Annotated in this window: 16 protein-coding genes and 2 pseudogenes; 14 read left to right on the top strand and 4 right to left on the bottom strand. The window is 67.3% G+C overall.

Annotated features, from left to right (window positions below):
- Positions 1-272: 272 nt before the first annotated feature.
- Complete coding sequence (locus tag HV742_RS27060) at positions 273-8,888, bottom strand: glycoside hydrolase family 94 protein (RefSeq protein ID WP_254601272.1); 8,616 nt, start codon at positions 8,886-8,888, stop codon at positions 273-275.
- A 246-nt stretch (positions 8,889-9,134) separates the two neighbouring features.
- On the opposite strand from HV742_RS27060, the gene pgi reads away from it, so the two are divergent.
- From pgi to HV742_RS32395, 6 genes and pseudogenes are all read left to right on the top strand, one after another.
- Complete coding sequence (pgi, locus tag HV742_RS27055) at positions 9,135-10,811, top strand: glucose-6-phosphate isomerase (RefSeq protein ID WP_175146846.1); 1,677 nt, start codon at positions 9,135-9,137, stop codon at positions 10,809-10,811.
- Between the two features lie 112 nt (positions 10,812-10,923).
- Positions 10,924-11,211, top strand: a complete 288-nt coding sequence (locus tag HV742_RS27050) for a BON domain-containing protein (protein ID WP_175146845.1) — start codon at positions 10,924-10,926, stop codon at positions 11,209-11,211.
- Between the two features lie 175 nt (positions 11,212-11,386).
- Positions 11,387-12,115 carry a Crp/Fnr family transcriptional regulator gene (locus HV742_RS27045; RefSeq protein ID WP_175146844.1) on the top strand — a complete coding sequence of 243 codons (729 nt, stop codon included), beginning with the start codon at positions 11,387-11,389 and terminating at the stop codon, positions 12,113-12,115.
- Between the two features lie 20 nt (positions 12,116-12,135).
- On the top strand, positions 12,136-12,882 hold the full coding sequence (locus HV742_RS27040; RefSeq protein ID WP_254601270.1) for a Crp/Fnr family transcriptional regulator: 747 nt from the start codon (positions 12,136-12,138) through the stop codon (positions 12,880-12,882).
- Between the two features lie 11 nt (positions 12,883-12,893).
- Positions 12,894-13,061: pseudogene (locus HV742_RS32555) on the top strand (HipA N-terminal domain-containing protein); the annotation flags it as partial.
- 109 nt (positions 13,062-13,170) lie between these two features.
- Positions 13,171-13,389, top strand: a pseudogene (locus tag HV742_RS32395) (DUF2000 family protein); the annotation flags it as partial.
- Here the strand turns inward: HV742_RS32395 and HV742_RS27025 are convergent.
- Positions 13,364-14,179: a hypothetical protein gene (locus HV742_RS27025; protein WP_175146841.1), complete on the bottom strand. Its 816-nt coding sequence runs from the start codon at positions 14,177-14,179 to the stop codon at positions 13,364-13,366. The pseudogene HV742_RS32395 and the gene HV742_RS27025 sit on opposite strands and share 26 nt — an antisense overlap.
- A gap of 305 nt (positions 14,180-14,484) precedes the next feature.
- On the opposite strand from HV742_RS27025, the gene HV742_RS27020 reads away from it, so the two are divergent.
- Together HV742_RS27020 and HV742_RS27015 are read left to right on the top strand one after the other, a co-directional pair.
- On the top strand, positions 14,485-15,135 hold the full coding sequence (locus HV742_RS27020; RefSeq protein ID WP_254601269.1) for an imm11 family protein: 651 nt from the start codon (positions 14,485-14,487) through the stop codon (positions 15,133-15,135).
- Between the two features lie 168 nt (positions 15,136-15,303).
- Positions 15,304-15,885 (top strand): hypothetical protein, encoded by a 582-nt coding sequence (locus HV742_RS27015; protein WP_059272550.1) that lies wholly within the window; start codon positions 15,304-15,306, stop codon positions 15,883-15,885.
- A 58-nt stretch (positions 15,886-15,943) separates the two neighbouring features.
- Here the strand turns inward: HV742_RS27015 and HV742_RS27010 are convergent, their stop codons facing one another.
- Entirely contained in the window at positions 15,944-19,216 is a 3,273-nt protein-coding gene (locus tag HV742_RS27010) for a hypothetical protein (protein ID WP_175146839.1), read from the bottom strand.
- 205 nt (positions 19,217-19,421) lie between these two features.
- Here HV742_RS27010 and HV742_RS27005 point away from each other — a divergent pair, with 205 nt between their 5' ends.
- The 4 genes from HV742_RS27005 to HV742_RS26990 are packed head-to-tail and all read left to right on the top strand — an operon-like array spanning position 19,422 to position 23,525.
- On the top strand, positions 19,422-19,811 hold the full coding sequence (locus HV742_RS27005; RefSeq protein ID WP_054415121.1) for a BlaI/MecI/CopY family transcriptional regulator: 390 nt from the start codon (positions 19,422-19,424) through the stop codon (positions 19,809-19,811).
- Positions 19,808-21,511, top strand: a complete 1,704-nt coding sequence (locus HV742_RS27000; protein ID WP_175146838.1) for a M56 family metallopeptidase — start codon at positions 19,808-19,810, stop codon at positions 21,509-21,511. The genes HV742_RS27005 and HV742_RS27000 overlap by 4 nt, the downstream gene beginning before the upstream one ends.
- Before the next feature lie 36 nt (positions 21,512-21,547).
- Positions 21,548-22,372 carry an OXA-258 family carbapenem-hydrolyzing class D beta-lactamase gene (gene blaOXA, locus HV742_RS26995; protein WP_059272547.1) on the top strand — a complete coding sequence of 275 codons (825 nt, stop codon included), beginning with the start codon at positions 21,548-21,550 and terminating at the stop codon, positions 22,370-22,372.
- Between the two features lie 13 nt (positions 22,373-22,385).
- Positions 22,386-23,525 (top strand): acyltransferase family protein, encoded by a 1,140-nt coding sequence (locus HV742_RS26990; RefSeq protein WP_175146837.1) that lies wholly within the window; start codon positions 22,386-22,388, stop codon positions 23,523-23,525.
- Between the two features lie 47 nt (positions 23,526-23,572).
- Here the strand turns inward: HV742_RS26990 and HV742_RS26985 are convergent, their stop codons facing one another.
- Positions 23,573-23,941, bottom strand: coding sequence for a VOC family protein (locus HV742_RS26985; RefSeq protein ID WP_049076044.1), 369 nt, complete (start codon positions 23,939-23,941; stop codon positions 23,573-23,575).
- Positions 23,942-24,018: 77 nt separating this feature from the next.
- On the opposite strand from HV742_RS26985, the gene HV742_RS26980 reads away from it, so the two are divergent.
- Together HV742_RS26980 and HV742_RS26975 are read left to right on the top strand one after the other, a co-directional pair.
- Positions 24,019-25,395 (top strand): sensor histidine kinase, encoded by a 1,377-nt coding sequence (locus HV742_RS26980; RefSeq protein WP_254601268.1) that lies wholly within the window; start codon positions 24,019-24,021, stop codon positions 25,393-25,395.
- Positions 25,380-26,717 (top strand): sigma-54-dependent transcriptional regulator, encoded by a 1,338-nt coding sequence (locus HV742_RS26975; RefSeq protein ID WP_175146836.1) that lies wholly within the window; start codon positions 25,380-25,382, stop codon positions 26,715-26,717. Before HV742_RS26980 ends, HV742_RS26975 begins: the two co-directional genes overlap by 16 nt.
- Positions 26,718-26,980: the final 263 nt, after the last annotated feature.

Here is a 26,980-nt window from a genome sequence, read left to right as displayed (position 1 = left end):
AATACTTCCGTCGTTATGGGAAAGTGAACGCCGCCTTCGTTAAGCCAACGTTCGATATCCGAATCGCTAAGGTCATGTTTCATGGTGTTCCTTCCTTGACTTAGCCTCGCCCGTCAGCTTGGCTATATGTTCTTTCAGCACGGCCTTGTCGAAGGACGCCTGAGCCATTTCGGTGTTTAGTAATCGTTGGCGGGCATCTTCAGGAAGGTCCCTTGTTGTCCCACCTTTCACTGTTTTCTAGGCACCATCGCTACGGTCCAACGGCGCAGAGATCACGCCTGTAACACGATCATGACCTCGCGATCCCTTCCATCGTCCAGCAAGGGGATTTCACCCGATTTCTGCAGCACGCCATCAAGCGTCACGTACCCCGCGCCATTCTCGGACTGTCCGCGCAGGGCGGTCACGGAGTACATCGTAGCCCCGTGCCGGTAGTGCAGCTTGAAGGTGTTCCAGTCTGCGGGCAGGCAGGGGTGAAAGCTCATGGATGCGCCGCGCCGGCGCATCCCCAGCACCGATTCCAGGACCAGGCGGTACATCAGGCCCGATGAGCCGGTGTACCAGGTCCAGCCGCCACGGCCTCGCTGCCCGGGCGTGGTGTAAATATCCGCGGCCATGACATAGGGCTCCACCTTGTAGACGGCGGCTTTTGCTGGGGAGTCGGAATGGCTGATGGGGTTTAGCATCGTCAGCAGGTCACCGATGCGCGCATCGTCGCCAAGGCCGCAGAATGCCATGGCGGTCCAGATGGCGGCGTGGGTGTACTGGCCGCCGTTCTCGCGCACGCCAGGCACATAGCCTCGGATGTAGCCGGGATTCAGGGCGGAGGAATCAAAAGGCGGATCCAGCAGCCGTATCAGTCCGCGCTCGTTGTCGATCAGCCGGTCGTCCACGGCCTGCATGGCCAGGCGGGCGCGGTCTTCCAGGGCGGCGCCCGACAGCACGGCCCAGCTTTGCGAGATGGCGTCGATCTGGCATTCCGGATTCTCGGCAGTCCCCAAGGGGCTGCCGTCATCGAAATAGGCTCGCCTGTACCACCCGCCGTCCCAGCCGGACGCTTCAAGACACAGGCGCAGCCGGGCGGCTTCCGATTCGCAGTGCGCGGCAAACGCCAGGTCTTCCTGCGCACGGGCCACTGGCGCGAACCGCGTCAGCGTGTCGTAAAGGAAGAAGCCGAGCCAGACGCTTTCGCCGCGTCCGGCTTCGCCGACTTTGTCCATGCCGTCGTTCCAGTCGCAGGAGCCGATCAGCGGCAAGCCATGCGCGCCGCGGGCGCTCAAGGCATGCGACAAGGCAAGGGCGCAGTGCGCGTACAGGCTTGCGGACTCCCTGGACGCAATGGGGTGGTCGTAGTTGGAAGACTCGCCGGGGTTAAGCAGGCGGCCCTCAATGAAGCCCGCTTCTTCCGCCAGCACGCCTGTGTCCCCCGTCACCTTCACATAGTGGCAGGTGGCGAACGGCAGCCACAGGTAGTCGTCCGAGCAGCGCGTACGCACGCCGCGGTTCGTGGGCGGGTGCCACCAATGCTGCACGTCCCCCTGCACGAACTGCTGGGCCGCGCAGCGCAGCAGGTGCTCGCGTGCCAGGGCGGGGCGGGCGAGCACCAGCGCCATGACGTCCTGCAGTTGATCGCGAAAGCCGTAGGCACCACCCGACTGGTAGTGGCCGCTGCGTGCCCACAGCCGGCAGGCCAACGTCTGGTAGAGCAGCCAGCCATTGGCCAGCGTATTCACGGCCGCGTCCGGGGTGTCGATGCGCACGACACCCAGCGTGTCTCGCCAATACTGCCTGACCGCCTGGAGTTCGCTGCCGGCCGCGCCCTGCTCGCTGTATTGGCGCACCAGTTGCCTGACTTGTTCGATTCCCTGCGCCGACGCGCCGAGGTGGAACAGGATTCGCACGTCCTGACCGTCCTCCAGCGTGGCGGGGACTTGGATGGCCGCGCAGGGATCAAGTCCCGCGCCCGTCCTGCCCGAAAGCCGGCTGCGGCGCAACGCTTGCGGGTGGCGCAGGGTGCCGTTTCTGCCGATGAACTCCTTGCGGTCGCCGGTCATGGTCCGGCTTGCGCTGCTGGCGTCGAACCACGCGATGTGCCTGGAAAAATCCGTATTGAAGCTGTTGCGTGCCAGCAGTGCGCCGGTGTCGGGATCGATCTCGGTCGTGATGTGCATGGAGGTCTTGGCGCGCAGGTCGCCTAGCACCCATTCCACGTAGCCGGTTGCCGACAGGCGACGGCGCCGCCCCGACCGGTTGCGCAGCGTCAACGCGTAGAACTTCACCGGCGCATCCTGGGCGACATGGACGCACAGTTCGGATTCGATGCCGTTCTCCAAGTGTTCGAACACGGTGTAGCCAAAGCCGTGGCGCGTGACGTAGGCGGACTCGCCGCCCGCCGGATAGGGCGCGGGGGACCAGCAGTGGCCGCTGATCTCGTCGCGCAGGTAGAAGGCTTCGCCGCAGGCGTCGCTAACCGCGTCGTTGTGCCAGGGAGTGAGCCGATACTCGTGGGCGTTGTCACTCCAGCTATAGGCCTGTCCGCTCTCGGACACGACCGTGCCGAAGCCGGCATTGGCGATGACGTTCACCCAGGGCGCCGGCGTGCGCTGGCCCCGGCTTGTGGTGATCACGTATTCCTCTCCGTCGGGCGTGAAACCGCCCAGCCCGTTGTGATGCAGTAGCGCGGACGGCTCCTGCGCGGCGGCCGCTTGCGCGGCAGGCGGCAGGGGCGGCGTCGAGATCACCAGGGGCGGAGTGCGGATCTCCGGCAGGCCCAGGCGGTTCACCTGGTTCGCCAGCGTACCCAGCGCGTCGCTGAGCGATATGCGCGAAACCGCCAGCAGCAGCGTGCGGTCCTCTTCCGATATCTGGTCGCCGGGTCGCACGAAGATACCGCCCGGGCGGTCGATGATGTGCGCCTCCACGCCCGCGGAGATCAGGCCCATCATGCGGTCCTGAAGCGCCTGGCGGTAGCTGCCCGTGTCCTCGTTCCAGATCACCAGATCCACCGCCACGCCCTTCTGCCGCCAGTAGGCATGCGCCTGGACCAGTTGGCGAACCAGCTCGAAGTTTGCCGGATCCTTGATCCGGAGCAGCACGATGGGCAGGTCGCCCGAGATGGCGTATCCCCACAGACCCGATTGTCCGCGGCGATTCTTCAGCAGCGTCGCCGCCTCCGCGCGCATGGCCGGGTTCTGGTAGACGATGGCGTTGGCAAGCCGCGCATAGAGCTGGGCGTCCGCCTCGGTGGCGTTCAATTGGCGCACGATTACCTGCGCGTGCGTCCACGCCAGTTCCAGGGCCCGGTCGGCCAGGTGGCGATCCCGGTATTTGCTGATCAGGTTCATGCAGGCGCTGCGGCTGTCACTCACGCCCTGCACCAGATCGATGACCGCGGATTCCTCCGCCTCCAGGGTGATCTCGCAGCGAATCGCGGAGACCGGGTCCAGCACCGAACCCTGGCTGTTCGTCAACGGCGCGTCGCCCTCCAGCGCCTGGGGATCAGCTGCCGAGCGGCCTCGGCCCAGGAAGATAGACCGGTCGGTTTCATAGGACGTCGTGCCGGGATTGCCGCCATGGATCGCCAGAAGCTGGAACATCCACGGCGGATTGTCCGCTGGGCTGCGGCCCCGGCGCGAGCACAGGATGGCGCGTTCGGACGGAACGATCTCGGTCTGCACAAAGAGATTGCTGAACGCCGGATGCAGTTCATCCGCCATGGGCGGCGCGATGACGACCTCGGCATAGCAGGTGATTTCTATGGTCCGCCGTTCGAGGCTCCGGTTCGTCAGGTGGCAGCGCCGCAGCTCGATATCGTCTTCCGGCGACACGACGATTTCGGTGTGCGTGTCGATCTGATAGTCGGTGCGGCGGAATTCGGCCCGTCCCTCGGAGAAGATGACTTCGTAGTGGTCCGGCCGCGTCAGGGTAGGCTGGTGCGACGTGGACCAGATGGCGCCGCTGTCCTTGTCCTTCAGGTAGCAGAACGTGCCCCAGTTGTCGCAGGTACCGTCTTCGCGCCAGCGGGTCACGGCCAGGTCTCTCCAACGGCTCGAGCCCGCGCCGCTGTTGGTGACCATGACGTGATAGCGTCCGTTGGACAGGAGCTGCACCTCGGGAATGGCGCTGTCAGCGGTATCCAACACGCGCACCGACGCCTCTGGCTGTCCCGACGCGGTGCTGCGGATGACCGACAGTTCCACGGCCTTGGTGTAGGCCGCCGCGGCGCGCGGGATCCGCTCCTGCAGCAGGAGCAGGGTGGCCTGGAAGGACGGATCGGCTTCAAAGCGCGCCTGCATCGTGCGTCCCAGCAGTACGCTTGCGATCGATAGGAACCCCATTCCCTGGTGATGCGCCATGTAGGCATAAATGATGGCGCCGGTCTTGCCCGGCGGCAGGCGGCGCGGCGTGTAGTCGATGGCCTCGTAGAATCCGTAGCGGCCCAGCAGGTTCTCCTTGGCCAGGCGCTGCAGGTTCCTGCACGCCTCGTCGGGCGACACCATCAGCGCCAGAATGGACGCGTACGGAGCCACCACCACGTCATCGGCCAGCCCCCGCTTCAGACCGAGGCCCGGCACGCCGAACGCCCGGTACTGGTAATTCATGCCGATGTCGAACAGGTTGTACGCGCTTTCGGACATGCCCCAGGGAATGCCGAGCTTGTCGCCATACTCGATCTGGGCGCGCACGGCCGACTTGCAGGTCTGCTCCAGCAGAGTATGCGCGTAGGACGGCATGACGAGCCGCGGCATCAGGTATTCGAACATCGAGCCGCTCCACGACAGCAGCACCGTGCCGCCCGCGGCGCCGCTGAGCTGCCTGCCCAGGGCAAACCACGTTTCCTGCGGGAGCTGGCCTTGCGCGATAGCCACGAAGCTGCAAAGGCGGGCCTCGGAGGCCAGCAGGTCGTACAGGCCCTCGTCGCGCCTGCGCTCGGTCAAGTTGTAGCCGATGGCCAGCAGGCGGCTGCCCTTGTCGTACAGGAACCCGTAATTGGCCACCGCCATCTCGGCCAGCGTGTCGGCCAGCAGGGCAATCAAGGCTAGGCGTTCGCGGGCCCGCTCGCCCGCCACGACCACGGCAAGCTCGGTCTCCAGCAGCCAGGCCCGCTCGTCGGAGGATGCCTCCGGCAGCGACAGCCGCTCGCGCAAGGCGGGCAGCAATCCCGTGGCCTGGCCCGCGACCTGCTGCAGGGTCGGCATGGCGTTCAATTCGGGCATGTCCCGCCATGCAACGCCTGGGGGCGAGCCTCGCCAGGGCGCCAGCAGAGCCAGCTCGTCGCGCGCGGCCTCGCATTGGCGCAGCAATGCCTCGCCGTGCCACAGCGCCTGCGCGAAGTCCGGCGCCGCGTAGCGTGCGGTCAGGTCGGCGGCCAGCCGGCATAGCCGGTCGAGATGCTGCCTGACTTGCCCCAAGTTCGCGGGGTCTGCCAGGGTGGCGGACGCCAGTGCGTCGGCCAGCGCCTCCAGTTCGGGCGAATCGTCGGCCGGGACGCTTTCCCGCAAGACCGCGAATGCGTCGGCGCAACCCTCGAATGTCCGAGGATGCAGGATGGACGCCTGCGCCAGTTCCAGCAGGCCGGGGCGCAACGTGAGCAGGTGGCCGGCAAGGTTGCCGCTGTCCACGGTCGAAATGTAGAGCGGGGCCAGCGGCTTCAGCGTGACGGTGTCGTACCAGTTGTAGAAGTGACCCAGATAGCGCTCCAGCGTCGCCATGGTGCCCAGCGACGCCTGCGTCTTTTCCAGCAGGCGGCCCGCCTGGAGGTACCCGAAGTCGTAGGCGGCCAGGTTGGCCAGCAGCGCCAGCCCCAGGTTGGTGGGCGAGGTGCGGTGGGCGATGGCCGGGGATGGCTGGTCCTGGATGTTGTCGGGTATTAGCCAGTTGTCTTCCGCGCCGCCGTGGCCGTCGAAGAATGACCAGGTCTTGCGCGCCAGCACTCTCAGGAACTGGTTCTGGTCGAGGGACAAGTCGATCCGGGCAAGCACCGGCGGGCGGCTCAAGCGCCAGGCGATGGCAGGCATCGCCACCCAAAGTGCCAGAACCGGCAAGGCGGCCACCCAGGCCGATGGGTTCAGCAGCATCACGCCTGTGCCGATGGCGGCGGCGAGCACGGGCGAGCCCCGGACGGAAAGCAGGAACGGCCCGGAACGCGTCCCGCCGTCCCGGTTGGTGATGCTTGACGGCTTCCATTCCAGCAGCCGCCGGCGCGAGATCGTCAGCCGGTACAGCGTCCTGATGACCGCGTCCAGGCTGTACAAGGCTTCGTGAGCCAGACTGGTCAAGGAAAACGCCGCCTGCGTGAACTGCCGCAGCGTGGGCGCCATCCAGCCGACCAGATGCCGCGACAGCACGACGTCTTCTTCTTTCCTCACCCCGCTCAAGGCGGAGGCGAACAGGGCGGGCAGGAACAGGATAAGCACGCAGGCGACCGTCCACAGGTACGGGGCCGGCAACAGCATCCAGCCCAGCGCCAGCAAAAGCACAAGACTGGCCGGGACCAGGCTGCGGCGTAGATTGTCCAGGATCTTCGCGCGCGCCAGCGCAGGCAGGGGCGGTCCGCGTTCCGCGCCCGGGGCCGCCGGCGCGCGGCCGAACAGCCAGCCCAGCAACTGCCAGTCTCCCCGTATCCAACGGTGCCGGCGGCTGACGTCCGCGGCGTAGCGGGCGGGCTGCCCTTCGAATAGCTGGACGTCGCTTAGCAGGCCCGAGCGGGCGTAGCAACCTTCCAGCAGGTCGTGGCTCAGGACCCGGTTGTCCGGGAAGCACTCCTTCAATGCCGCTTCGAAGGCGTCCACGTCGTAGATACCCTTGCCGATGAAGGACCCCTCCTTGAAGATGTCCTGGTAAACGTCCGAGACCGTGTTGGTATAGGGATCGATGCCCGGATCGCCGCCATTGAGGCGTGCATACGGCGACGCCGTCAGGTCGGTCAGGCTCACCGCCACCCTGGGCTGCAGGATGCCGTAGCCGCGGGTTACCCGGCGCGTCGCCGGGTCGAACTGCGCCTGATTGAGCGGATGGGCCATCGCGCCGACCAGCTTCCAGGCGGTTTCCCGAGGCAAGTCGGTGTCGGTGTCCAGCGTGATGACGTACCTGATGCCGGCGAGCGCCGCCAAGTCGCCCACCACGCAGGAAAACGCGTCCGTGCCCTGGCCGCGGAGCAGGCCGTTCAGATCGGCCAGCTTTCCTCTTTTTCTTTCGTAGGCCATCCAGACGCGTTCCTGTTCGTTCCAGCGGCGGGGGCGGTGGCAAAGGTAGAACGGGCTGCGTCCCAGCCTCCGATACTTCTTGTTCAGGGCCTGGACCTGCGCCTTGGCGCGCTCCAGCAGCAGGGCGTCGGACGGCAGATGCTCCGACGCGGCGTCCGCGAAATCCGTCAGCAGGCAGAAGCTTAGGTTGTCCCCGGGATTCGCCAAGAAGCGGATCTCCAGCGCTTCGGCGAGCGTGTCCGCGTCATCCAGGTCGATCAGCATCGTTGGGACGGCGACCAGGCAGCGGGCATCGTCGGGGATGCGCTTGGCGTAATCCATGCGCGGCAGGCGCTGGGGGCGCACCAGCCATGTCAAGGACCAGTTGACGGTCGCCACGGCGAGATGGCTGGCGGCCAGAACGGACAGCAAGGCGAAACCCGCCATGGCCCAGAGGCCGGCTCCCGCTCCATGGGCCATCGCCAGCAGCAGCGCGCTGACCGCGCCCGTCAGCAGGATGATGACGCCCGCATACAGGCGTAGCGCGGCGCGGGGGGAAATGCGGGCCAACCTTTCCGCCAAGCTGGATTTGGCCTTGGCCTGTTTCGCCAGCTCGTCCTGGCCCTGGTCGATCAGGTAGAAGCCCACGTGCCCGCGCCGCGGATCGGCGCCAGGGTCCGGGTCGGCCGCCGCCGCAGCGGCCAGGTTGATCGCCATGGCGGCGATTTCGGTTTCGGCATGGTCGGAATTGCGCGCCATCCGTTCTACCCGATGGCGGTAGTGGTCTCGGGTGGGAAAGTCCATGCCGCGGTAGACGCCGGCGGGATCCTGGCACAGGGTCCGGTCCACGATGCTGACGGCTTCCACGAAATCATTCCAGTTCGTCGTCGACAAAGTGCGCAGGCTGCCGATGCTGTTGCTGATCGACACCTGGTCGGCGGCCTGCTGCTGGTTCTCGGCAACGACCATTTGTTCAATGGTCAGGTTGGACTGGGCAAGCCGCTGTTCGAACCACGTCAGGGGCAGCGCCAGCGCCGGGCCGTGCCCTTGGAGCCGCCTGGCCAGTTCCGCGACGAACGAACCGTCTATGGGGGGATTCGACCGCGCCATGTTGGCGATGACAAGAATCAGGCCGGTGGGATCCTCCTCGGCCGATTTGCGCATGGTGTCGGCCCAGGTGTCCGCCAGCCCGCGGTTCATGTTCGCGTACGCCAGGCGGATGGCGACGCGGCGCAGGTTCTCGATCAGGGCCAGGCGCATCATGATGGGAACCGCCCACAATTCCCCCAGTTGCAGCGGCGCAACCAATTGATAGGCGGCCACGAATGCCTGGATCCCCGCGGCATCGATCCGCGCGTCGCTATGGGAAATCATCTCCAGCGCAATGTCGTAAACCCGCGGCAGCCCCTTGGAGGGGCCCGTGTCCAGTTTTGGCAGACTGCGGCTGTAGCCTTTGGGCAAGTGCCGCTTGGCCAGCCGGATCTGCTCTTCGATCAGGTAGAAATTGTCCAGCAGCCATTCGTCGGCCGGCGTGATCTGGCGGTTCTGCCGCATGGACTCCATCAGCAGCGCGCAGGCCTGGGCCAGCAACGTCTGGCTTTCAGTCAACCGCGGCAGCAAAGTGTCCGGCGGGCGCGATGTGCCCACCAGATGCGCGTGCGCCAAGGCCTGGCCGTGCTGCTCCATCTGCAGGGCGCTGAACAACTCCGCGCGCAACGGCGGCTCGCTTTCGGCGGAGTGCAGCGTGGCCTTGCTTCGGGTAAACAGGTCTATCCACTCGGGCGCGGCTTCGAGCGAGGGCCAATCAATGGGTTTCATGACCATAGATTGACCGAGCATGGCCGCAGGCTCTGTACGCTACCGCACGGACGCCCTTCATCGCCTGTGGCATAACCGGCTAAAGGCCCGGAATTCGGGAAGTTCTCGTCGGGCGGCATGGAGATGATAGCAATGGACAGACAAGCAACGGGTGGTTTGCGCAACGTGTCGCTGCCCCCAGCTTGGCAAACGCTGGCCGGGCACGTGGAAGAGGTGCGGCCGCAGCATCTGCGCGATCTGTTCCAGCTTGACCCGGATAGGGGGCCGCGCTTCAGCGTGGAGGCTCCGGGCTGGTATCTGGACTATTCCAAGAACCGGATCACCCCGAGGACTGTCGAGCTGTTGCTGCGCCTGGCCCGCGCGTGCCGTCTGCCGGCGCGGATTGACGCCATGTTCAATGGCGATCCGGTCAACGTCAGCGAAGGGCGTGCGGCTCTGCATGTCGCACTGCGCATGCCTGCCGGTTCCAGCGTCCGAGTGGAGGGCAGGGACGTCGTGCCCGACGTCCAGCGGGTGCTGCGCCGCATGGAACACTTCGCCGGCAAGGTGCGCAGCGGATCCTGGCTTGGCGGAACCGGGAAAAAGATCAGGAATGTCGTGAACCTGGGAATAGGCGGCTCTGCGATCGGTGCGGGCATGGCTTGGGCGGCGTTGCAGCACTATGCACGGCCAGACATGCAATTCCGCTTCGTGTCCAACGTGGACGGGGCGGACTTCTTTCAGGCCACGCGCGACCTGGACCCACGCGAAACGTTGTTCATCGTCTGCTCAAAAACCTTCCACACGCCCGAAACCTTGCGAAACGCGGCCGCTGCGCGCGCCTGGTGCCTGGAAGACATCCAGGACGAAGGCGCGCTGCGGGCGCATTTCGTGGCTGTTACGGGCAATCGCGACGCCGCCATCAAGGCCGGCTTCGCGCCGGAGCATGTTTTCGACGTCTGGGAGTGGGTCAACGGCCGCTATTCGTTGTGTTCCGCCATGGGCCTGGCCCTGCTGACCGCCATCGGGCCCGCCGCTTTCCGCGAGATGTTAGCGGGCTTCTATGATATGGACGTGCATTTCCTGTCTGCGCCGATGGAACAGAATCTTCCCGTTCTGCTCGGTTTGATGGCGATATGGAACAACAACTTTCTTGAGTCGCGATCCGTTGCGATTCTGCCTTATGACCACTATTTGCGACGGTTCCCCTCATATGTGCAGCAATTGATGATGGAAAGCAACGGCAAGTCTGTGGCCCAGGACGGGGCCCCGGTCGCCACCCAAACCAGCCCGGTTTACTGGGGGGGCTGCGGAACCAATGGCCAGCATTCGTTCCATCAGTTGCTGCACCAGGGCACGCAGATCGTGCCCTGCGACTTCATCGGATTTCTGTCGCCGCTGCCATCATCGGCGGGCGGCCATGAAGAACTGCTGGCGAACATGTACGCCCAGGCCCAGGCGCTGGCGTTCGGACGCCTCCGGGACGAGGGGGGCGGGCCTGGCGATACGCAGGAGCCAGAAGGGCACCGGGAGGTGCAGGGGAATCGCCCCAGCAACACGCTGCTGGCCGCAAAGCTGACGCCCCGGACATTGGGCGCGCTCGTCGCGATCTATGAGCACAGCGCGTTCACCCAGGGTGTGATCTGGGACATCGATTCCTTCGATCAATGGGGCGTGGAGCTGGGCAAGACGCTGGCCGCTCATATCGCGCAAGCGCTCGGGGCCGGGGAGGGGGGCGCGCAAGGGCTGGACAGTTCCACGCGCGCGCTGATGCAGAAATACCTGGATGCCAAGGCCTCTGGCGCTATGCACGCCAGCGAACGGACTTGAGTCTGGGCTTCCCATAGCGTGACAGGGTCATCGCAGGGAAGAATCCTGACCCGACCGGGCCAGGTTCACGTAGTAGGGAAGGATCTATCACTCATGAAATCATTCAAAAAATATGCATGCGCGGTGTTCATCGCGCTTTCCAGTGGCGGGGGGCGCTTCGACCTCCAAGACGGCGGGAACGGGCGAATATGTGGACGACAGCGTCATCACGACCAAGGTCAAGGCCGCGATTCTCAATGAACCCGGCCTCAAGGTGGCGGAGATCAATGTCGAGGCCTTCAAAGGGGTGGTTCAGCTCAGCGGATTCGTGACCTCGCAGGCCGACGCTAACCGCGCGGTCGAAATGGCCAGGGGCGTCGGCGGCGTGACGAGCGTGAAAAACAGCATGCAGATCAAGTAGCGCCCGCTTAGCGGGGCTAGCGACCAATAGTGCGTTACTCTGGGAAAGACTCCGTTCGCCACCGTACATAACGCGTGGCGATTGCCCCTGCCGAGTGGGCAAAGTGTGCCGGAGGATTTTCGGATTGCGGCCCTGGATCGGGCCGTTGCAACTGGGCTTGTTGGAGGGACTCATCATGCCTGATTTACACGATCCCACCCGGAATTATCTATTGGCGGCGCTGCCCCCGCAGGAGACGGAGCGATTGTTTCCGCTGCTGGAGCGCGTTTCCCTGCCGTTGGGAAAAGCCTTGTACGAACCGGGCGGCCGAATGCGGCATGTCTGCTTCCCGATCGATTGCATTGTCTCGCTGCTATGCGTCATGGAAGATGGCGCCTCCACCGAAATCGCCGTGGTCGGCAACGAAGGCATCGTTGGCATTTCCTTGTTCATGGGTGGAGAAACCACGCCAAGCCGCGCGATCGTCCAAAGCGCGGGGTCAGCCTATCAGTTGAAGGGTCAGGCGCTGAAAGACGAGTTCGACCGGGGTGGGGCCATGCAGCACCTGCTGCTTCGATACACGCAGGCGCTGCTCACGCAAATGGCCCAGACAGCGGTGTGCAACCGACATCATTCGCTGGACCAGCAGCTTTGCCGCTGGCTGCTGCTCAGCCTGGACCGACTGCAATCCGACGAACTCGTCATGACGCAGGAACTGATCGCCAACATGCTGGGCGTGCGGCGCGAAGGAGTCACCGAGGCTGCCGGCCACCTGCAGGAGGCCGGTCTGATCCGGTATCGCCGCGGCCATATCACCGTGGTGGACCGCGTCGGGCTGGAGGCACGTGTCTGCGAATGCTATATGGTCGTGCGGCAGGAATATCAGCGCCTGTTGAGTCAGCCTGGCGGCCCGGTCCGCGCCTGAGATGGAACCTGGAGCAGAACTTGCCGCACCCCACGATCGCCGATGTTCCCAACCGCCTGCTCGACGCGTTGCCCAACCGGGAACGGCCTCGTTTGCTGGATCGCTTCGAGTCTGTCGACCTGGTCTTCGGGCAATGCCTGCTTCAGCCCGGCGATCGCATCGACGACGTCTACTTCCCCGGTGGGGGCTATATCTCCCTGATTCTGCCGCAGAAGCGCGGCGCTTCCCTGGAGGTGGGCCTGGTCGGCAATGAAGGGATGTGGAGCGTTGACGTCCCATTGGGCGCCGATACCTCGCAACTGCGCGCAGTCGTGCAGGGAGCAGGGTCCGCCTTGCGCATGAAAGCGGATCTGTTCCGGCGGGAACTGGACGCCAGTGCCGCGCTGCGCGGCCTGATCAGCCGTTATACCGTGGTCATCCTGCAGCAGCTCGCCCAGACCGCGGCCTGCATGCATTCCCATGTGCTCGAGGGCAGACTTGCGCGCTGGCTGCTGATGACGCAAGACCGCGCGCACTCGGACAGCTTTCACCTCACTCATGAATACCTGGCCTATATGCTGGGTGTGCGGCGGGTCGGCGTGACGGTGGCGGCCTCGGCCTTGCAGCACCGCAAGCTGATCGCGTATCACCGCGGAAACATCGAGATCCTGAATAGGCCAGGCCTGGAGCAGGCGGCATGCGATTGCTACGCTGCGGACCAGCTCAGCTACGGCCAACTCAGGAGGGGCCCCCACCAAGGCCCGGTGGGACGTAAATTGCTACAGTGATCTCGTGAATAATGAGCTTTCCGTTCTCCCTGCGAATGCCTACAAGCCAGCGGTCATGGCGCAGCAGGGAACTGTTCCCCGCGTTTCAAGTGTCGATGCCAGAAGGATGGTTGCTGCACCAGGTCGAGAACACGCTAGCGGCGGTCGGCCTACAAGCAACGCCGCTGCGAATTCTTGAAGATCTTGGCGCTCAGGCAAGGGCTTTGGGCGGTGAGAGCCGGACGTTTACCCCACCCAGCCAGCCTCCCCATCACTTCTTCTTCTTCTTCTTATCCTGGTGTTCGAGGGGACCGCGTCGGCCAGCAGGTGGCGCACCGGATCGCGCGCGACCGCGAGCTGACGCTGGCGCCGTTCGTCCATGCCATGTTCGCCACCGGCCACCACGAGGCCAACCGCGTGGTGTTCCGCGCCCAGCCGGCCAACGACCTGGACCTGGTCGGCATCGCCCTGCGCGGTCCGAAAAAGGCGGTGGACAAGGCGGTCAAGGGGCTGCCGCTGCATCCTTGATGCTGTCGCTGTCGCTGTCGCTGTCGCTGTCGCTGTCGGACGCGGGACGCGCCGGCGCGCCGTCCCGGTAGGCCACCGAGACCATGGCGCCGACGACGAACGTCATCACGATGAAGAGCGTCAGATAGGCCACGATCCAATACGGCCCGCCGTCCAGGGCGTAGCCCAGGTACTCGTACAGCGCGCTGTGGGCCAGGCCGCCCGCGCTCACCAGGATGCCCAGGGCCAGCATCAGCGGCCAGCGCGGGTAGGGCATGGCGGCACGCACACCGCGCAAGCCGGTTGCGCCGGTCACGGCGGCGCGCGGCAGGGCGGGCGCCAGCAGCGCCAACCCGTACAGGATCGGCAGCCAGAGCACCAGCGCCACGGGCACCAGCGCCGCGAAAAACAGGCCCGAGTCCGGGCCGTTCATCAGCGCGAACAACACGTAGGGCAGGTCGCCGGTGGCGCGCGCCAGCGTCGTCACGACCACCGCCAGCAGGCCCAGCATCACCAGGTGCCAGGCTTGCGCCGTACTGCCGGGGGCATCGATCCGCGTATCGTCCGCGCGCGCGATGACCCGGTGCCAGGCGTACGTCATGCGCGAGAATGCAATCAGGTTGACCAGCGCGAACAGCAGGAACAGGCCGCCCTTAAGCCAGTACAGCGACGCGGCCAGAATGGCGAACGGCAGCGACAATAGGAACACCGCCAGCGACCACGGCGCGGCCGCCAGCATCGCGCGGCCATGGCGCCGGATGGCGCCAGCCGTTGCGTTGAAGAATGAAAGCGCTCCGCGTGCGTTCGACAAGTCGTTCCTCTGTGTGCAATCGACAGGGCCTTGTTTATACCGCAGCCGGGCCGCCCGGACATCAGCGTTTGCAAGCCTTTACCAAAAGAGGGGAGACCCGATGGAAGTGACCTTGAGCGGCAGGATGGAGGACCCGAGGCTATGGCGGTTGATGGTAAACGTCCGGCTCTCACCGTGTAGGGGCCATCCTGGCGCTCAGCCAAGGGCTTTGCCCGGGGCGGGCCTTTTGGCTGCGCTCAAATCCGGCTAGCATCGGTTGAACCGCTGTTCTATTCCGCCTCCCCGCATCCATGATGGAAGCCGCCGTGACCGAACCGACCGCCATTGCACTTTCAGCCGAAGCCGCATCGCATAAGGGCAAGTTTTTCCTGATCGACGCCGGCTTCCTGGAAGACGGCAGGGTTCCCGGCTTGGAAATCGCCAACGAAGAGACGCTGATCGATCCGGGGATGAACGTCATCTCGCGCCCGAATGGAATGCCAGATCAGTATCCGGCGCGTCCCCACCTGGTCCATGTTCCGCAAAAGGGCGCAATGCCCCGCGATCTGGAAGAACTCGCTGGCATATGGATTGTGTCGGAGCCGTTGAAGCGGTTGTTTGAGCAGTTGGACGCCGAGGCGTTTGCGTTTGTGGCATGCGACTTCAGCCTTGCCGACGGCAGCCCCGGTCCTCGGTACTACCTGGGCAATGTGCTGCGCAGACTCGATGCCCTGGATGAAGCCTCTTCTCGCGTGAGGATCAAGCTCGACCACAACTATCAGACCGGCGAGGACGAGAAGCGTTATAGCCTCGTCGGCGGCGCCAGTTTGGTGTTCAAACCCGAGGTTGTGGGAGGCGCCCATATCTTCCGCCAGGATCGCCTGGGAGCGCCTCCCATCTGTGACCGCGCGATGTTTGACGCATTGCGCGCGGCCAGCTTCTCTGGTGTGCGGCTGCGCGATGTCGCCGATATTTGAGGATGTTCTGAACGACCCGCCGTGAACCGCTCCGCGCAGCCAACCGCCATCGATCGTCGAACCGGAGCCACGGATCATGCGGGCGGGCTCGCGGCTATAGTGTTGCGTCGTTCCGGCCTTCCGTCCTGGCGGCGGGCCGGGACTTGTCTTTTGATTCAGGAAGCTTGCATGACCATGACCGCCGAACAGTTCCACCAACGCATCTGGGAGATCCTGGACCCCGTGGACACCGCGTATTTCGAGGTGGTGGCCGCGCCCGCGCCCGACGCGGCCGCGATCGCGAGCCTGGAGGCGGCTGTCGGGTTCCCGCTGCCGGCGGCGTTCACGGCCTTCTGCCAGCGCACCAATGGCCTGTGCGTGATGGCGCGCGAGGAAGTCTGGCCGCGCGCCAAGGAGTTCGACGTCGGCCCCGCCTGGACCTTCTGGCGCGGCGTGGTGCTGTTGGGCATCGATGCGCCGGAGTTGCCCGAATGGGCCAGCATTTCGGCGCAGCAGCGCCAGCTTGCCGAGGCCGGTCTGCCTGGCATCCTGCCGGTGCTGAAGATCGTGGGCGACGGCAGCCGGATCTGGGGTGTGGACCAGGCGGGGGCCGTCGTGGCGATCGACGACTGGGCCGATCCGGAGCCGGTGGGCGGCGATCTCATCGATCTTTATGCCGAGCAGATCGCCGACCTGATGCGGCGTCAGCAGGACATGGCGCTGCGGCTGGCCGAACGCGCCAAGGGAAAACTCGGCAAGCTGCCGGGATAGCGGGCAGCGGGGCGCGGGCGGATCCGGTTGCCGGCATGCCGCCCGCCCGGTATGCGCGTCATCCGCCGGCGCGCGGGGAAAACGCATCCGGATACGTGACCAGGTCGGCGGCGTCGGAAACCCAGCCATCCTTGTCGTGCCGATACAAATCCAGCCGCTGGCGCATTTCTGGCGTCCATCCGGTCCGGGCCGACATTGCGCACAGCAAGCCCAGGCCGATGCGCCGCATGCCGGCATTGCCTTCGGCGCCCAACCACGCTTCGACCTGGGTGAGCTGGTCCAGGCGCGCGCCAGCCACCGTGTCCGCGAGCGCATCCAGGACGTCGGCAACGACGCCGGGATGCAGTAAATCCGAGGCTGCGGATTGCCGCGCGAGCGCCAGCGCCGCCTCTGGACGCAACACCGAGAACGCCAGTCGTAGCGCCAGTCCCGGATGCCAGCGCCTGGCCAGCAGGGCCGCGGCCAGCATGTCCGCCGACGCGGCCAGTTCCAGCTGGCCACGCTGCCGTTGCTGCTGGTACGCGGCGACAACCGCGGCCAATGCATGCGCCCGCGTCAGGCCTGCGAAACTGTCCGCCAGTTCGCGCGGCAGGCTTCCCGCATAAATGCCCAGCAGCGCGCCTGCCGCGAGTTCGACCAGCGACACATCGACATCTCCGAGCCGCGCGGCCAGCGCCTGGTGCAACGCGGGTGCGCCTTGCCCTGGAGGCATCGCGATCAGTCGCTCCAGCGTTTCCTTGCGGATCTGGGCATCGGAATGCCCGAGCAGCAAGGCGAGATGCTGGCTCAGGGCGCGCTGGCCATCCGGAGAAAGGCCCGTCGGCGGAATGCGGATGGTTGTGCGCGCCAGGGCCGGCGGCCCGCTGCGCGCGGCGGCGTGCAATCTGGGCCAGACCTCGGGGCGGTCGAGGAAGTTCCAGTACGCTCGCGCCAAGGCGATCGCCACGTCCTGATGCAGCTTGGGCTCGGCTTCGATCCGGGCGAGAAATGCGAAGGCGCCATCCGTTCTCAGGTCGCCGGCAAGGCGGACAATCTCCTTGGCGACGGTGATCTTGCTTCGCGGCGCGCGGTCCAGCAGTTCCAGCACCTGCGCGGGGCGCAGGTTCATCAAGGATCGCCGCAAGGCGTAGATGGCGACCCGGGCCCGGCCGTCATCCAGTGCCTGTATCAGCGCCGCCACTCCGCGTCCGGCGTCGGCGCGTCCGAGCGCTTCCAGCGCCTTGTCACGCAGCGCCTGGTCGGGCGTGTCGAGGCGCGCCAGGTCGACCAGCGGCGCCAGGTCGATGGATGGCATGGCCGCATAGCGCTGGACGCAGCCGTAGAGTTCCCAGGCGTTGCGCTGCGTGCTGGTGAGGATATCGAGCAGTTCGGCGGCATAGCATTGCTGCTGGGCCGCCGTCCACCGGAAGAATCCGTCTTCGTAGGCGGGGAGAAATGCCGCCTTGCCGCTGGGAAACCGCCCCTTGTAGACGCGGGCGGTCAGAAACGGCGTCAGCAGGTCTTGCCTGCGACGATGCAGATGCGAGGAGACCGCGGACACCTGGATCCAGCTCGGATCGGCCCCCAGCAGTTGGGGAATCAATTCCGCCGCGCGCTTGCGCAGTCCGAGCCGCACCAGCGCGTCCAGCCCGGAACGCGCCACATGGCCGCGTTTGTCGCGGGCCAGGTCGGAGATCATGTCGACAAACAGGTCCACGGCCTTCGCCCGGCATCCGAAGCCAAAGACGAGTTGCAGCGCCACCTGGGCGCGATCGCGCCGGATCCAGGTCTCGAGCAGCCCCATCAGGTGCGGGGCGATCCGGCGCAGTTCGCCATCGCTCATGCGGGATTCCCAGTGCCCCTGGCGCAGGTTGCCCATGCCGCCCATGCGCTCGACAAGGCCGGGCAGCGCGGCCACGACAAATGCGGTGTGGGGGGTGATGATGGACATCAACCATTGCATGGCCGCCAGCATGGTCTGGTGCGAGCAGTCGCGGGCGCGCAATGCGGCATCGATGAGCGCGGTGAACCCGGGCAGGTGCCCGGCTTCCCAGCGCGAAGGCGGCAGTGCCGCCAGGGCCGTCAGCATGGCAAGTCGCACAGGGTCCTGTTCGTTTTCGCGGGCCCGGCAGAAATCCAGAATGGCGGCCAGGCTCGATGCCTCGTATCGTCCTGTCCCTGCCACCGCCGCAACGGCCTGCGCGCGCAGCTCGCCATCGGGCTGCGACAGGAACGGCTGGGCCAGGGCCAGCGCTTCCTGGAATGGCAGGCAGGACAGGTACGGCAGCCGGACCAGCGGCTCGGCGGCGAGGCGTGGCGACGAGAACGCGCGGCGCGCTTCGGCCTGCCGGGCAGCGCTGGATAGCTCCCGAACGAACTCGAACGGCAAGGCCCCGCTGTCCTCGCGCCAGGCTTCGCCGCCCTGGCGATAGAGCGCGTCCCGCTGGTTTGCATGCAGTTGCTGGAAGACCGCGTGCAGGTCGGGGAGCGCGTCAACCGACAACAGTTTGCAGAGCGCGGACGCATCCAGGCGCCGCAGGGTCTGCAGGGTGAAGGGAATGCGCTGTCTGCCGCCCAGGTCCTCGACGATGGCGGCGATCTGCGCCGGGAAGAAAGAGGCATAGCGCGCCAGCGGCAAATCCTGGACGGGAATGCGGGCGACCGCCACGCGCAACAGGCTCAACCCGGCCGCCCGGTCGCTGCGCAGCATGCGATAGAGCGCCGCCCTGATGGCAACGCGCAATGCATAGGAGGGATTGCCGGACTGCTCCAGTTCGTGCGCCAGCCTGTCGCGCACGAGCCCCGGCAGGCGCTGCGCCAGCGCCGCCCACTGCGGCGCCTCCAGCAATGCAACCTGTTCGGCATCCAGGCTGGCGCCGATGAATGCATCCGTCGTCCAAGGCAGCAGATGGCGGCGCGCCGCGCCTTCGAGTGTCGGATAGACGGCATCGTTGACCTGCCCGCGTCCGGCTCGCCAGAGCTGGCGGGCGAGCTCCCGGCGGCACGGCTTTGTCATGTCGGGCATCAGGCGGACCAGGATCTCGTCTGGCACCACACGCGCCGCCAGTCGGGCGGCACGCAACACCAGCATGGGCGAGGGGTCGGCGAGCAGCGTGACGATCAGATCCGTCGCGCGCGAGCCGCTGGCCGACATCAGCGCCAGCAGCCGCTCGTAGTGGATCTCCGATTGCGCCAGCGACTTCAGGTCTTCGGCAAGCCGCGCATCCGCGATGGACTCACGACCGAGCGCCACCATCCGCCCGTAACGTTGATCATGGCCGAGGAGGGCGACCTCCGCGAGGATGCGCCGCGTGGACGGGCGGTGTTCTTTCCGTGGGGGCGTCATGGTCATGGGCAGGCAGTCGTAGGGTGGGCAGGGCGCCATTCGCACGGCGCGGCGGGAATCCGCAACGGGGATAGTAAATCGATTCGGCCCGCTGGCTTTCCGATTGGACCCCGCGCCTGGCCCACGCGTGCGGGTATTGGATTCGATGTAAGTAGACAAAATTTTCTAGAACGTTTATTCTAGTTTCAACGTTTGCCGACCCCCTTGCTTCATGATTTCCCGCACCTCCGCCATCGCCAAGCCGACCAGCGCCGAACTCGACGTGCTGCAGGCGCTCTGGGAAACCGGCCCCGCCACCGTCAAGCAGGTCCACGCCGCCATGGCCGCCGGGCGCGACAGCCTCACCTACGCCAACGTGCTGCGGCTGATGCAGATCATGCACGGCAAGGGCCTGCTGACGCGCGATGAAAGCCAGCGCTCGCACGTCTATGCCGCGGCCCAGAGCCAGAAGGCGACGCAGGGCGGGCTGGTCAGGGATCTGATCGGCAAGGCCTTCGCCGGGTCCGGCAAGGCACTGGTGCTGGCCGCCCTGCGCGAAGGCCGCGTCAGCAAGAAGGAACGCGCTGAAATCGAAGCCCTGCTGCGCGACGACAAGCTGTGACCGACTTCCTGCTCGCCACGGCCTGGACCCTCGGCGGCAGCCTGCCGGCGGTGGCCTGGAAAATCCTGTGCCTGCACGCCGCCACGCTGGCGTTGCTGGCATTGACGCGCCCCGAGGATGCCCGGCTGCGCTATGCGCTGCTGGGCGCGGCGTTGGCCGCTGGCGTGGCCATCGCGGTGACCGGGGTGGTGTTCGCCTGGCGCGGCCTGCCCGCCGCGGCCGTGTCGCCAGCGGCGGCGGCCGCCACGGCCTGGCCGCTGTGGCTGGCGCTGGCCTGGTTGGCCGGCAGCGCGCTCGCGGCGCTGCGGGTGTTGCTGGGGCTGGGCTGGGTGCGCCGCGCGTTGCGCGCCAGCGAACCGTGGCACGATCCCGCCTGGCAGGCGCGCGTGGCGGACATGGCCCGCCACCTGCGGCTGTCGCGCGCCGTCGGCCTGCGCCTGGCGCGCACCCTGTCCACGCCAGTCACCGCCGGCTGGTTCAAGCCGGTGATCCTGGTGCCGGCCTCGCTCGTCACCGGCATGCCGGCGGACCTGCTGGCGGCGCTCCTGGCGCATGAACTGGCGCACGTGCGGCGCCACGATTACCTGTTCAACCTGCTGCAGCACGCCGCCGAGGTGCTGCTGTTCTTTCATCCGTCCATCTGGTGGCTGTCGCGCCGCATGAGGATCGAGCGCGAACGCATCGCCGACCAGATCGCCGCGGACGTGATCGGCGGCCCCATGCCGCTGGCGCGCGCGTTGCACGCCCTGGAGCGTGTCGCCGCCGCCGCGCCGCCGGCTCCGGTGGCGCCCGCCGCGCGGGACGGCGACCTGCTCGACCGCATCCGCCGCCTGGCGCGTCCCGACACGCTCGCCGCCCGCCGCGCGGTGGCCGTGCCCGTGCTGGCGTTGTCGTGCGCGGTGGCCGGCTTTGGCGCCTGGTCGGCGCTGACGGCCGGGCCGGCGCAGCCCCTGTCGGCGCAGGAAGCGCAACGCCTGATGGCGCGCCTGCCGGGGATCCGTGCCCTGGTCGAGGCCAGCGGCGCCTCTCATGTGCTGGTGCTGGACACCCGGTCGGGCGCGACGCTGCTGGGCCGCGCCGAGAACGACGCCGTGCCGATCGCGTCGCTGACCAAGCTGATGACCGCCATGGTGGTGCTGGATGCCGCGCCTGACCTGTCACGCACCGTGCGCATCGATGAGCGCGATGCGCGCGCCACCGCCGCTGGCGCCGCTTCGCCGCTGCCGGTGGGCGCCAGCGTCACGTTGGACACCCTGCTCAAGCTGGCGTTGATGGCATCGGACAACCGCGCCGCGCACGCCCTGGCCCGCGCCTATCCCGGCGGCGAAGCGGCATTCGCCCAGGCCTTGCGGCGCAAGAGCGCCGCGCTGCGCCTGGAGCACACTACGCTGGAGGATCCGACCGGCCTGTCGGACGGCAATCGCGCCAGCGCCGTGGACATTGGCCGGATCGTCAGCGCCGCCGCCGCGTATCCGCGCATCGTGCGCGACACCACCACGCTGGCCGAGACGGTCGATGCGGCCGGCACCAGGCAGCGCTTTCGCAATACCAATCCCCTGGTCGGGACGCAAGGCTGGGACGTGCGCCTGTCGAAGACGGGCAACTCGGCCGCGGCCGGCCGCTGCCTGGCCATGCGCATCCATGTCGAGGATCGCGACCTGACGCTGGTCCTGCTCGATGGCCGTCCCGACCATGCCTGAGTCTTTCCCGTTCTTCCCCATCCGGTTCTATCGACCATGACAATTCGACTCGTTTCGCGCGCCCTGGGCGCAGTCCTCTTTGCGTCCGCCCTGACCCTGCCCGCCCGGGCGGACGTCCTGTGCACCCTGGTGGCCGACGCCGCCGACGGCCGCATCCTGTTCCAGCAGGGCACGCGGCAGGACTGCACGCAGCGCTACACCCCCGCCTCGACCTTCAAGCTGCCCATCGCCCTGATGGGCGCGGATGCCGGCATCCTGCAGGGCCCGCACCAGCCCGTCTGGAACTACCAGCCCGCTTATCCCGACTGGGGCGGCGAGGCCTGGCGCCAGCCCACCGATCCGGCTCGCTGGATCAAGTATTCGGTGGTCTGGTACTCGCAGTTGACCGCCAGGGCGCTGGGGCAGGAGCGCTTCCAGCGCTACACCTCCGCGTTCGGTTATGGCAACGCGGACGTCTCGGGTGAACCCGGCAAGCACAACGGCACCGATGGCGCGTGGATCATCTCCTCGCTGCGCATTTCGCCGTTTGAGCAGGTGGACTTCCTGCGCAAGTTCGTCAACCGGCAACTGCCCGTCAAGGCGGCTGCCTATGACCTGGCCGAGAACCTGTTCGAGGTCGGCGAAGCCGACGGCTGGCGCCTGTACGGCAAGACCGGAACCGGCTCGCCCGGCAGCCACGGCGTCTACACGCCGGCCAACGCCTATGGCTGGTTCGTCGGCTGGGCGCGCAAGGACGACCGCCAACTGGTGTTTGCCCGCCTGCTGCAGGACGAGGGGGCGACCCAGCCCAATGCCGGCCTGCGCGCCCGCGACGGCCTGATGCGCGACTGGGCCGCCATGGTCGCGGCGCCCCGCAAATAGACCCGCGCCGGCCATGAACGCCCCGCCGCGCGACGACGGCATCGACATGCTGCGCGGATTGTCGATCCTGCTGGTGTTGCTGCATCATTTCAACATCGCCTATCCGCTGCGCGATACGGCGTTGGCCAGCGCGCTGGGCTGGCCCCTGCTGCAGGCCATCGCGCGCAATGGCAACTACGGCGTGACGATCTTCTTCGTCATTTCGGGGTTCCTGATCACCCGCAACGCGCTCGAGCGCTGGGGCCGTCTGGACGCCATCCGGCCGGCGCCTTTCTGGCTGCTGCGCCTGGCGCGTATCCTGCCCACGCTGGCGCTGACACTGGCGGCTGTCGACGCGCTGGCGCTGGCCGGCCTGCCGCTGTTCGGCAACCGCGCGGGCAGCGGGGTGTCGCTCTGGACCGCCAACGCCGCCGCGCTGGGCGCCTGGATGAACGTGCTGGTCATCCGCGAGGGATGGATCAACTATGCGCTGGGCGTGATGTGGTCCCTGTCGGTCGAGATGGCCTTCTACCTGCTGTTTCCGCTGGCCTGCGTGCTGCTCCGTGGCGCCTGGCTGCGGGCGCTGGCCGCGCTGCTGATCGTTGCGGGGCCGCTCTACCGGCTGGCGAACCAGGGCGATGGCGAGGCCTGGCTGTACGGCTATCTCGCCTGTTTCGACGCGATCGCCATCGGCTGCTGCGCCGCGGTGCTGGCGCGGCGCCAGGCGTGGCCGGCGGTACGGCGGCCCGGCGTGCGCAGGCTTGCGGGTCTTGGCATGGCCGTGCTCTACCTGGCATGGCCGATCAGCCAGAGCAATGTGCTGGGCGTCAGTGCAATGGCGCTGGGCGCGGCGCTGCTGCTGCTTGGTCGGCCCGCCATCGTCCCGTCTTCACCCGGCCTGGCGCGACGCCTGCTCGGACGCTGCGGCCGCGACTGCTACGAGATCTACCTGCTGCACCTGCTGGTGCTGGGCCTGTTGCGCACCTGGCTGCCGCCCGCGCAATATGTGGGCGACGCCAGGCTCGGTTTGCTGCTGGCCAGTGTCGTTGGCGCGTGCCTGCTGGGCGCGCTGGTGTCGCGGGCGTATTCCACGCCGTTGAACCGCGGCCTGAGGCAATCGCTGGGCCTGACGCGGACGGCCGATGCGTCCTTGGGGCCCGCCCGGAACGGGTAATGCAGCCGTGCCGTCAGGGCGGGGCCGCCGCCGCGCGGGACAGGCCATTACGCCTGCGGCCGATGGCACACCGCTTCCACGTTGTGGCCATCGGGGCCGATGACGAACGCGGCGTAGTAGTGGGGATGGTAGTGGGGGCGCAGGCCGGGCGGGCCATTGTCCTTGCCGCCGGCGGCGAGCGCGGCGGCGTGGAACGCGTCCACTTGGGCGTGGGTGTCCGCCGCGATGGCGATGTGCAAGGGCCCGGCGACACGGGCTTGTGGATAGAGCCACAGCGAAGGCTTCCCCTGCCGGCCCAGGCCGATACTGGCCGGGCCTTGCATGGCCAGGCTCACGCCCAGGGGCGCGAGCGCCTTGAGAAAGAACTCGCGGCTGAGGTCGATGTCGCTGACGCCAAAGCCAATGTGATCGAACATGCGGTGTCTCCGACGCTACGGTGAGCATCCGGTTTTAACACTATCGATCGCGCGGCGCGATCGGGTATCCTGCCGGCGTGTACCCGCGAAGGAGCGCGATCCTGTCACCGCAGAAATCGATTCGTCGAGACCTGGCGATCCTCTGGTTCTGGATCGCCATCGTCGCGCTGGTGCTGGCCGGGCTGCTGGTCACGCTCAGCCGGCAAGGCGCCGGGGCCCAGGTGGCCCGCGCGCGTGACCTGGCGGCGGTCAGTTGCGAGGCCTTGCGCGCCGGGGCGGCGCGCCTGCCACGGGTCGCCCCGCCCGGCCCGCGCGCGCCAGCCGCCGAACTGCCCGGCGCCCAGGCGATTCTCGATCTTGTCTTGCGTGATCGCGTCGGCATGGAAGGCGGGTTCTGGCAGCCGGGCGCGGGCGTGGTGGCTTATGCCTTTCCCACCTATGACGGCACCGGCATCAAGCGCGACCCGCCCAGCGCGGAGCTGGAGCGCATTGGCGCCACCGCCCAGCGCGCCCTGGACGGGGCCGGGCTGGTCACCGACATGCGGCCGGGCCTGCGCGAAGCCGTGGTATTCGCCGCGTGTCCCGCCGAGATCGGGAACCGCCCGCTCGCGGCCTGGACCCTGACGCGCGTGCCGCTGATCGGCGGCGACGTGATCAATGCGCTGATCCTGGCGATCAGCCTGCTGCTGGCCATGGTGGTGGTTTCCGGCCTCTGGCTTGGCCGCACTTTCACCCGTTGGCGCCGGCAATCGGAAGACATGCAGCGGCAGCTGCAACAGGCCGAACGGCTGGCGACCCTGGGGCGCATGTCCGCGGGCCTGGCCCATGAAATCCGCAACCCCCTGGGCACCATGCGCATGAAAGTCGAGAACGCGCTGGCCGCGCCCGAGCCCGTGCGCCAGGCGCGGGTGGCCGGCGCCCTGGAGGCCGTCCTGGCGCAGACCGAGCGGCTCGAGTCCCTGGTGTCGAGCCTGCTGGCCCTGACGCAGCCATTCCGCGTCGAGCGCCAATCGCTCGATCTGCCCGCTTTCCTGGAGGAACGGGTGCAGGCGCACGCGGCTGCCGCGCAAAAGGCGGGAGTCCGGCTGACGGTGACCGCGCCCGACATGGCGGGTGCGCGTGCATGGTTCGATCCGGCACAGATGGCGCGGGTGTTCGACAACCTGCTATTGAACGCGCTGGCGCATACCGGCAATGGCGGCGCGGTGGAACTGGGCGCGGCCCGTGGCCCCCGTGGCGCCTTGCTGCTATGGGTCGCTGACGATGGCGCCGGCGTGCCGGACGGATTGCGCGACACCCTGTTCGAACCGTTCGCGACAGCGCGCACAGGCGGGTCCGGACTGGGGCTCGCCCTGGTGCGGGAAATCATCCAGGCGCACGCCGGGCAGGTCAGGCTGGCGCCCACCGCGCGCGGCGCCCGCATCGAAATGGAGCTGCCATGGCCCGCATCCTGATCGTCGACGACGACGCGGCATTTCGTGACAGCCTGACGGAAACGCTGCAGGACCTGGGCCATGCCGTGTTGCAGGCCGCCTCGACCAGCGCGGGCCTGAACCGCCTGCGCACCGAGCCGGTGGACCTGGCCATCGTCGATCTGCGCATGCCGGGCGACGATGGCCTGGTGTTCCTGCGCAAGGCGGCCGAAGTGTCCGCCGTTCCGTGCATCATGCTGACCGCCTATGCGAGCGGCGGCAACACCATCGACGCCATGCGCCTGGGGGCCTTCGATCATCTGACCAAGCCGGTGGCGCGCGCCGCCCTGGTGGAGACGCTGGAGCGGGCGCTGAGCAGCGTCATGGCGGGGGGCGACGCCGCCGCCAGTCCCGACGCCGGGCCGGTCGACGATTTCGAACTGGTCAGCGCCAGCGAGGCCATGCGCGATGTCTTCAAGCGCATCGGCATGGCGGCGCGCGGCGATGCCACGGTGTTGATCCTGGGCGAAACCGGCACCGGCAAGGAACTGGTGGCCCGCGCCCTGCATCGCAGCAGCGCGCGCGCGGCGCGGCCCTTCGTCGCGGTCAATTGCGCCGCGATTCCCGCCGAGTTGATGGAAAGTGAACTGTTCGGCCACGTCAAGGGCGCGTTTACCGGCGCCACCAGCGACCGCGCCGGGCGCTGGCGCGAGGCCGAGGGCGGAACCCTGTTCCTGGACGAGATCGGCGATATGCCGCTGGCGACGCAGGCCAAGATCCTGCGCGCGCTGCAGGAACGGGAAATCACGCCGGTGGGCGCCGGCCGCGTGGTGCCGGTGAACGTGCGTATCGTCGCGGCGACGCATCGCGACCTGCCGGCGGCGGTGGCGGCGGGCAGGTTCCGCGAAGACCTGTGGTATCGCCTGCAGGTGGTGCCGATCGTATTGCCGCCCCTGCGCGAGCGGTTGGGCGATGTGGTGCTGCTGGCCGAGCATTTCCTGCGGCGCATCGGCGGCGGCGCGCCCAAGCGCCTTTCCCCTGCGGCCGCGCAGCAGTTGCTGGCGCACGACTGGCCCGGCAACGTGCGCGAGCTGCGCAATGCCATGGAGCGCGCGGCGGTGCTTTGCCATGGCATGACCATCGAGCCGGGGCACGTCGGTCTGCGGTCCACCGACGCCGCCCACGCGGCCGGAGGCGGGATTACGCTGGACGGACCGCTGGCCGAGGCGGTGGCCGCGCTGGAACGCGCCATGATCCGTCGCGCGTTGGCGGCCACGGCCGGCAACCGCGCCGAGGCCGCCCGCCGCCTTGGGCTGTCGCGCCAACAGCTGTATCGCAAGCTGGCCGAGCACGGTCTGCAATGAGGTGTCCGATCCGGTGACGCCCGCGTGTCGCCGGATCGGACACCGGTGCGCCGCCGGACCGCGCAAGCCCTTGTTTTTTCGGGAACTCCTGGTTGGCACACGGTTTGCGTCCAAGCCTGATGTGTTCACCGACGGCTCAAGGAGTCCATCATGTCCCGATACACGTCTTCCGTGCTTGCCATCGCGCTTGCCCTGGCCGCGGGCGCGGCCCGCGCCGTGCCGCCGCCCGCCGCCGCGGAGCCCCCGACCCCTGCCGGCGCGGT

It is taken from the genome of Achromobacter ruhlandii (assembly GCF_902859695.1).
GTDB lineage: Bacteria > Pseudomonadota > Gammaproteobacteria > Burkholderiales > Burkholderiaceae_B > Achromobacter > Achromobacter ruhlandii.
Note: the sequence above shows the minus strand (reverse complement) of the source record. Positions and strands in the feature narration are given on the sequence as shown.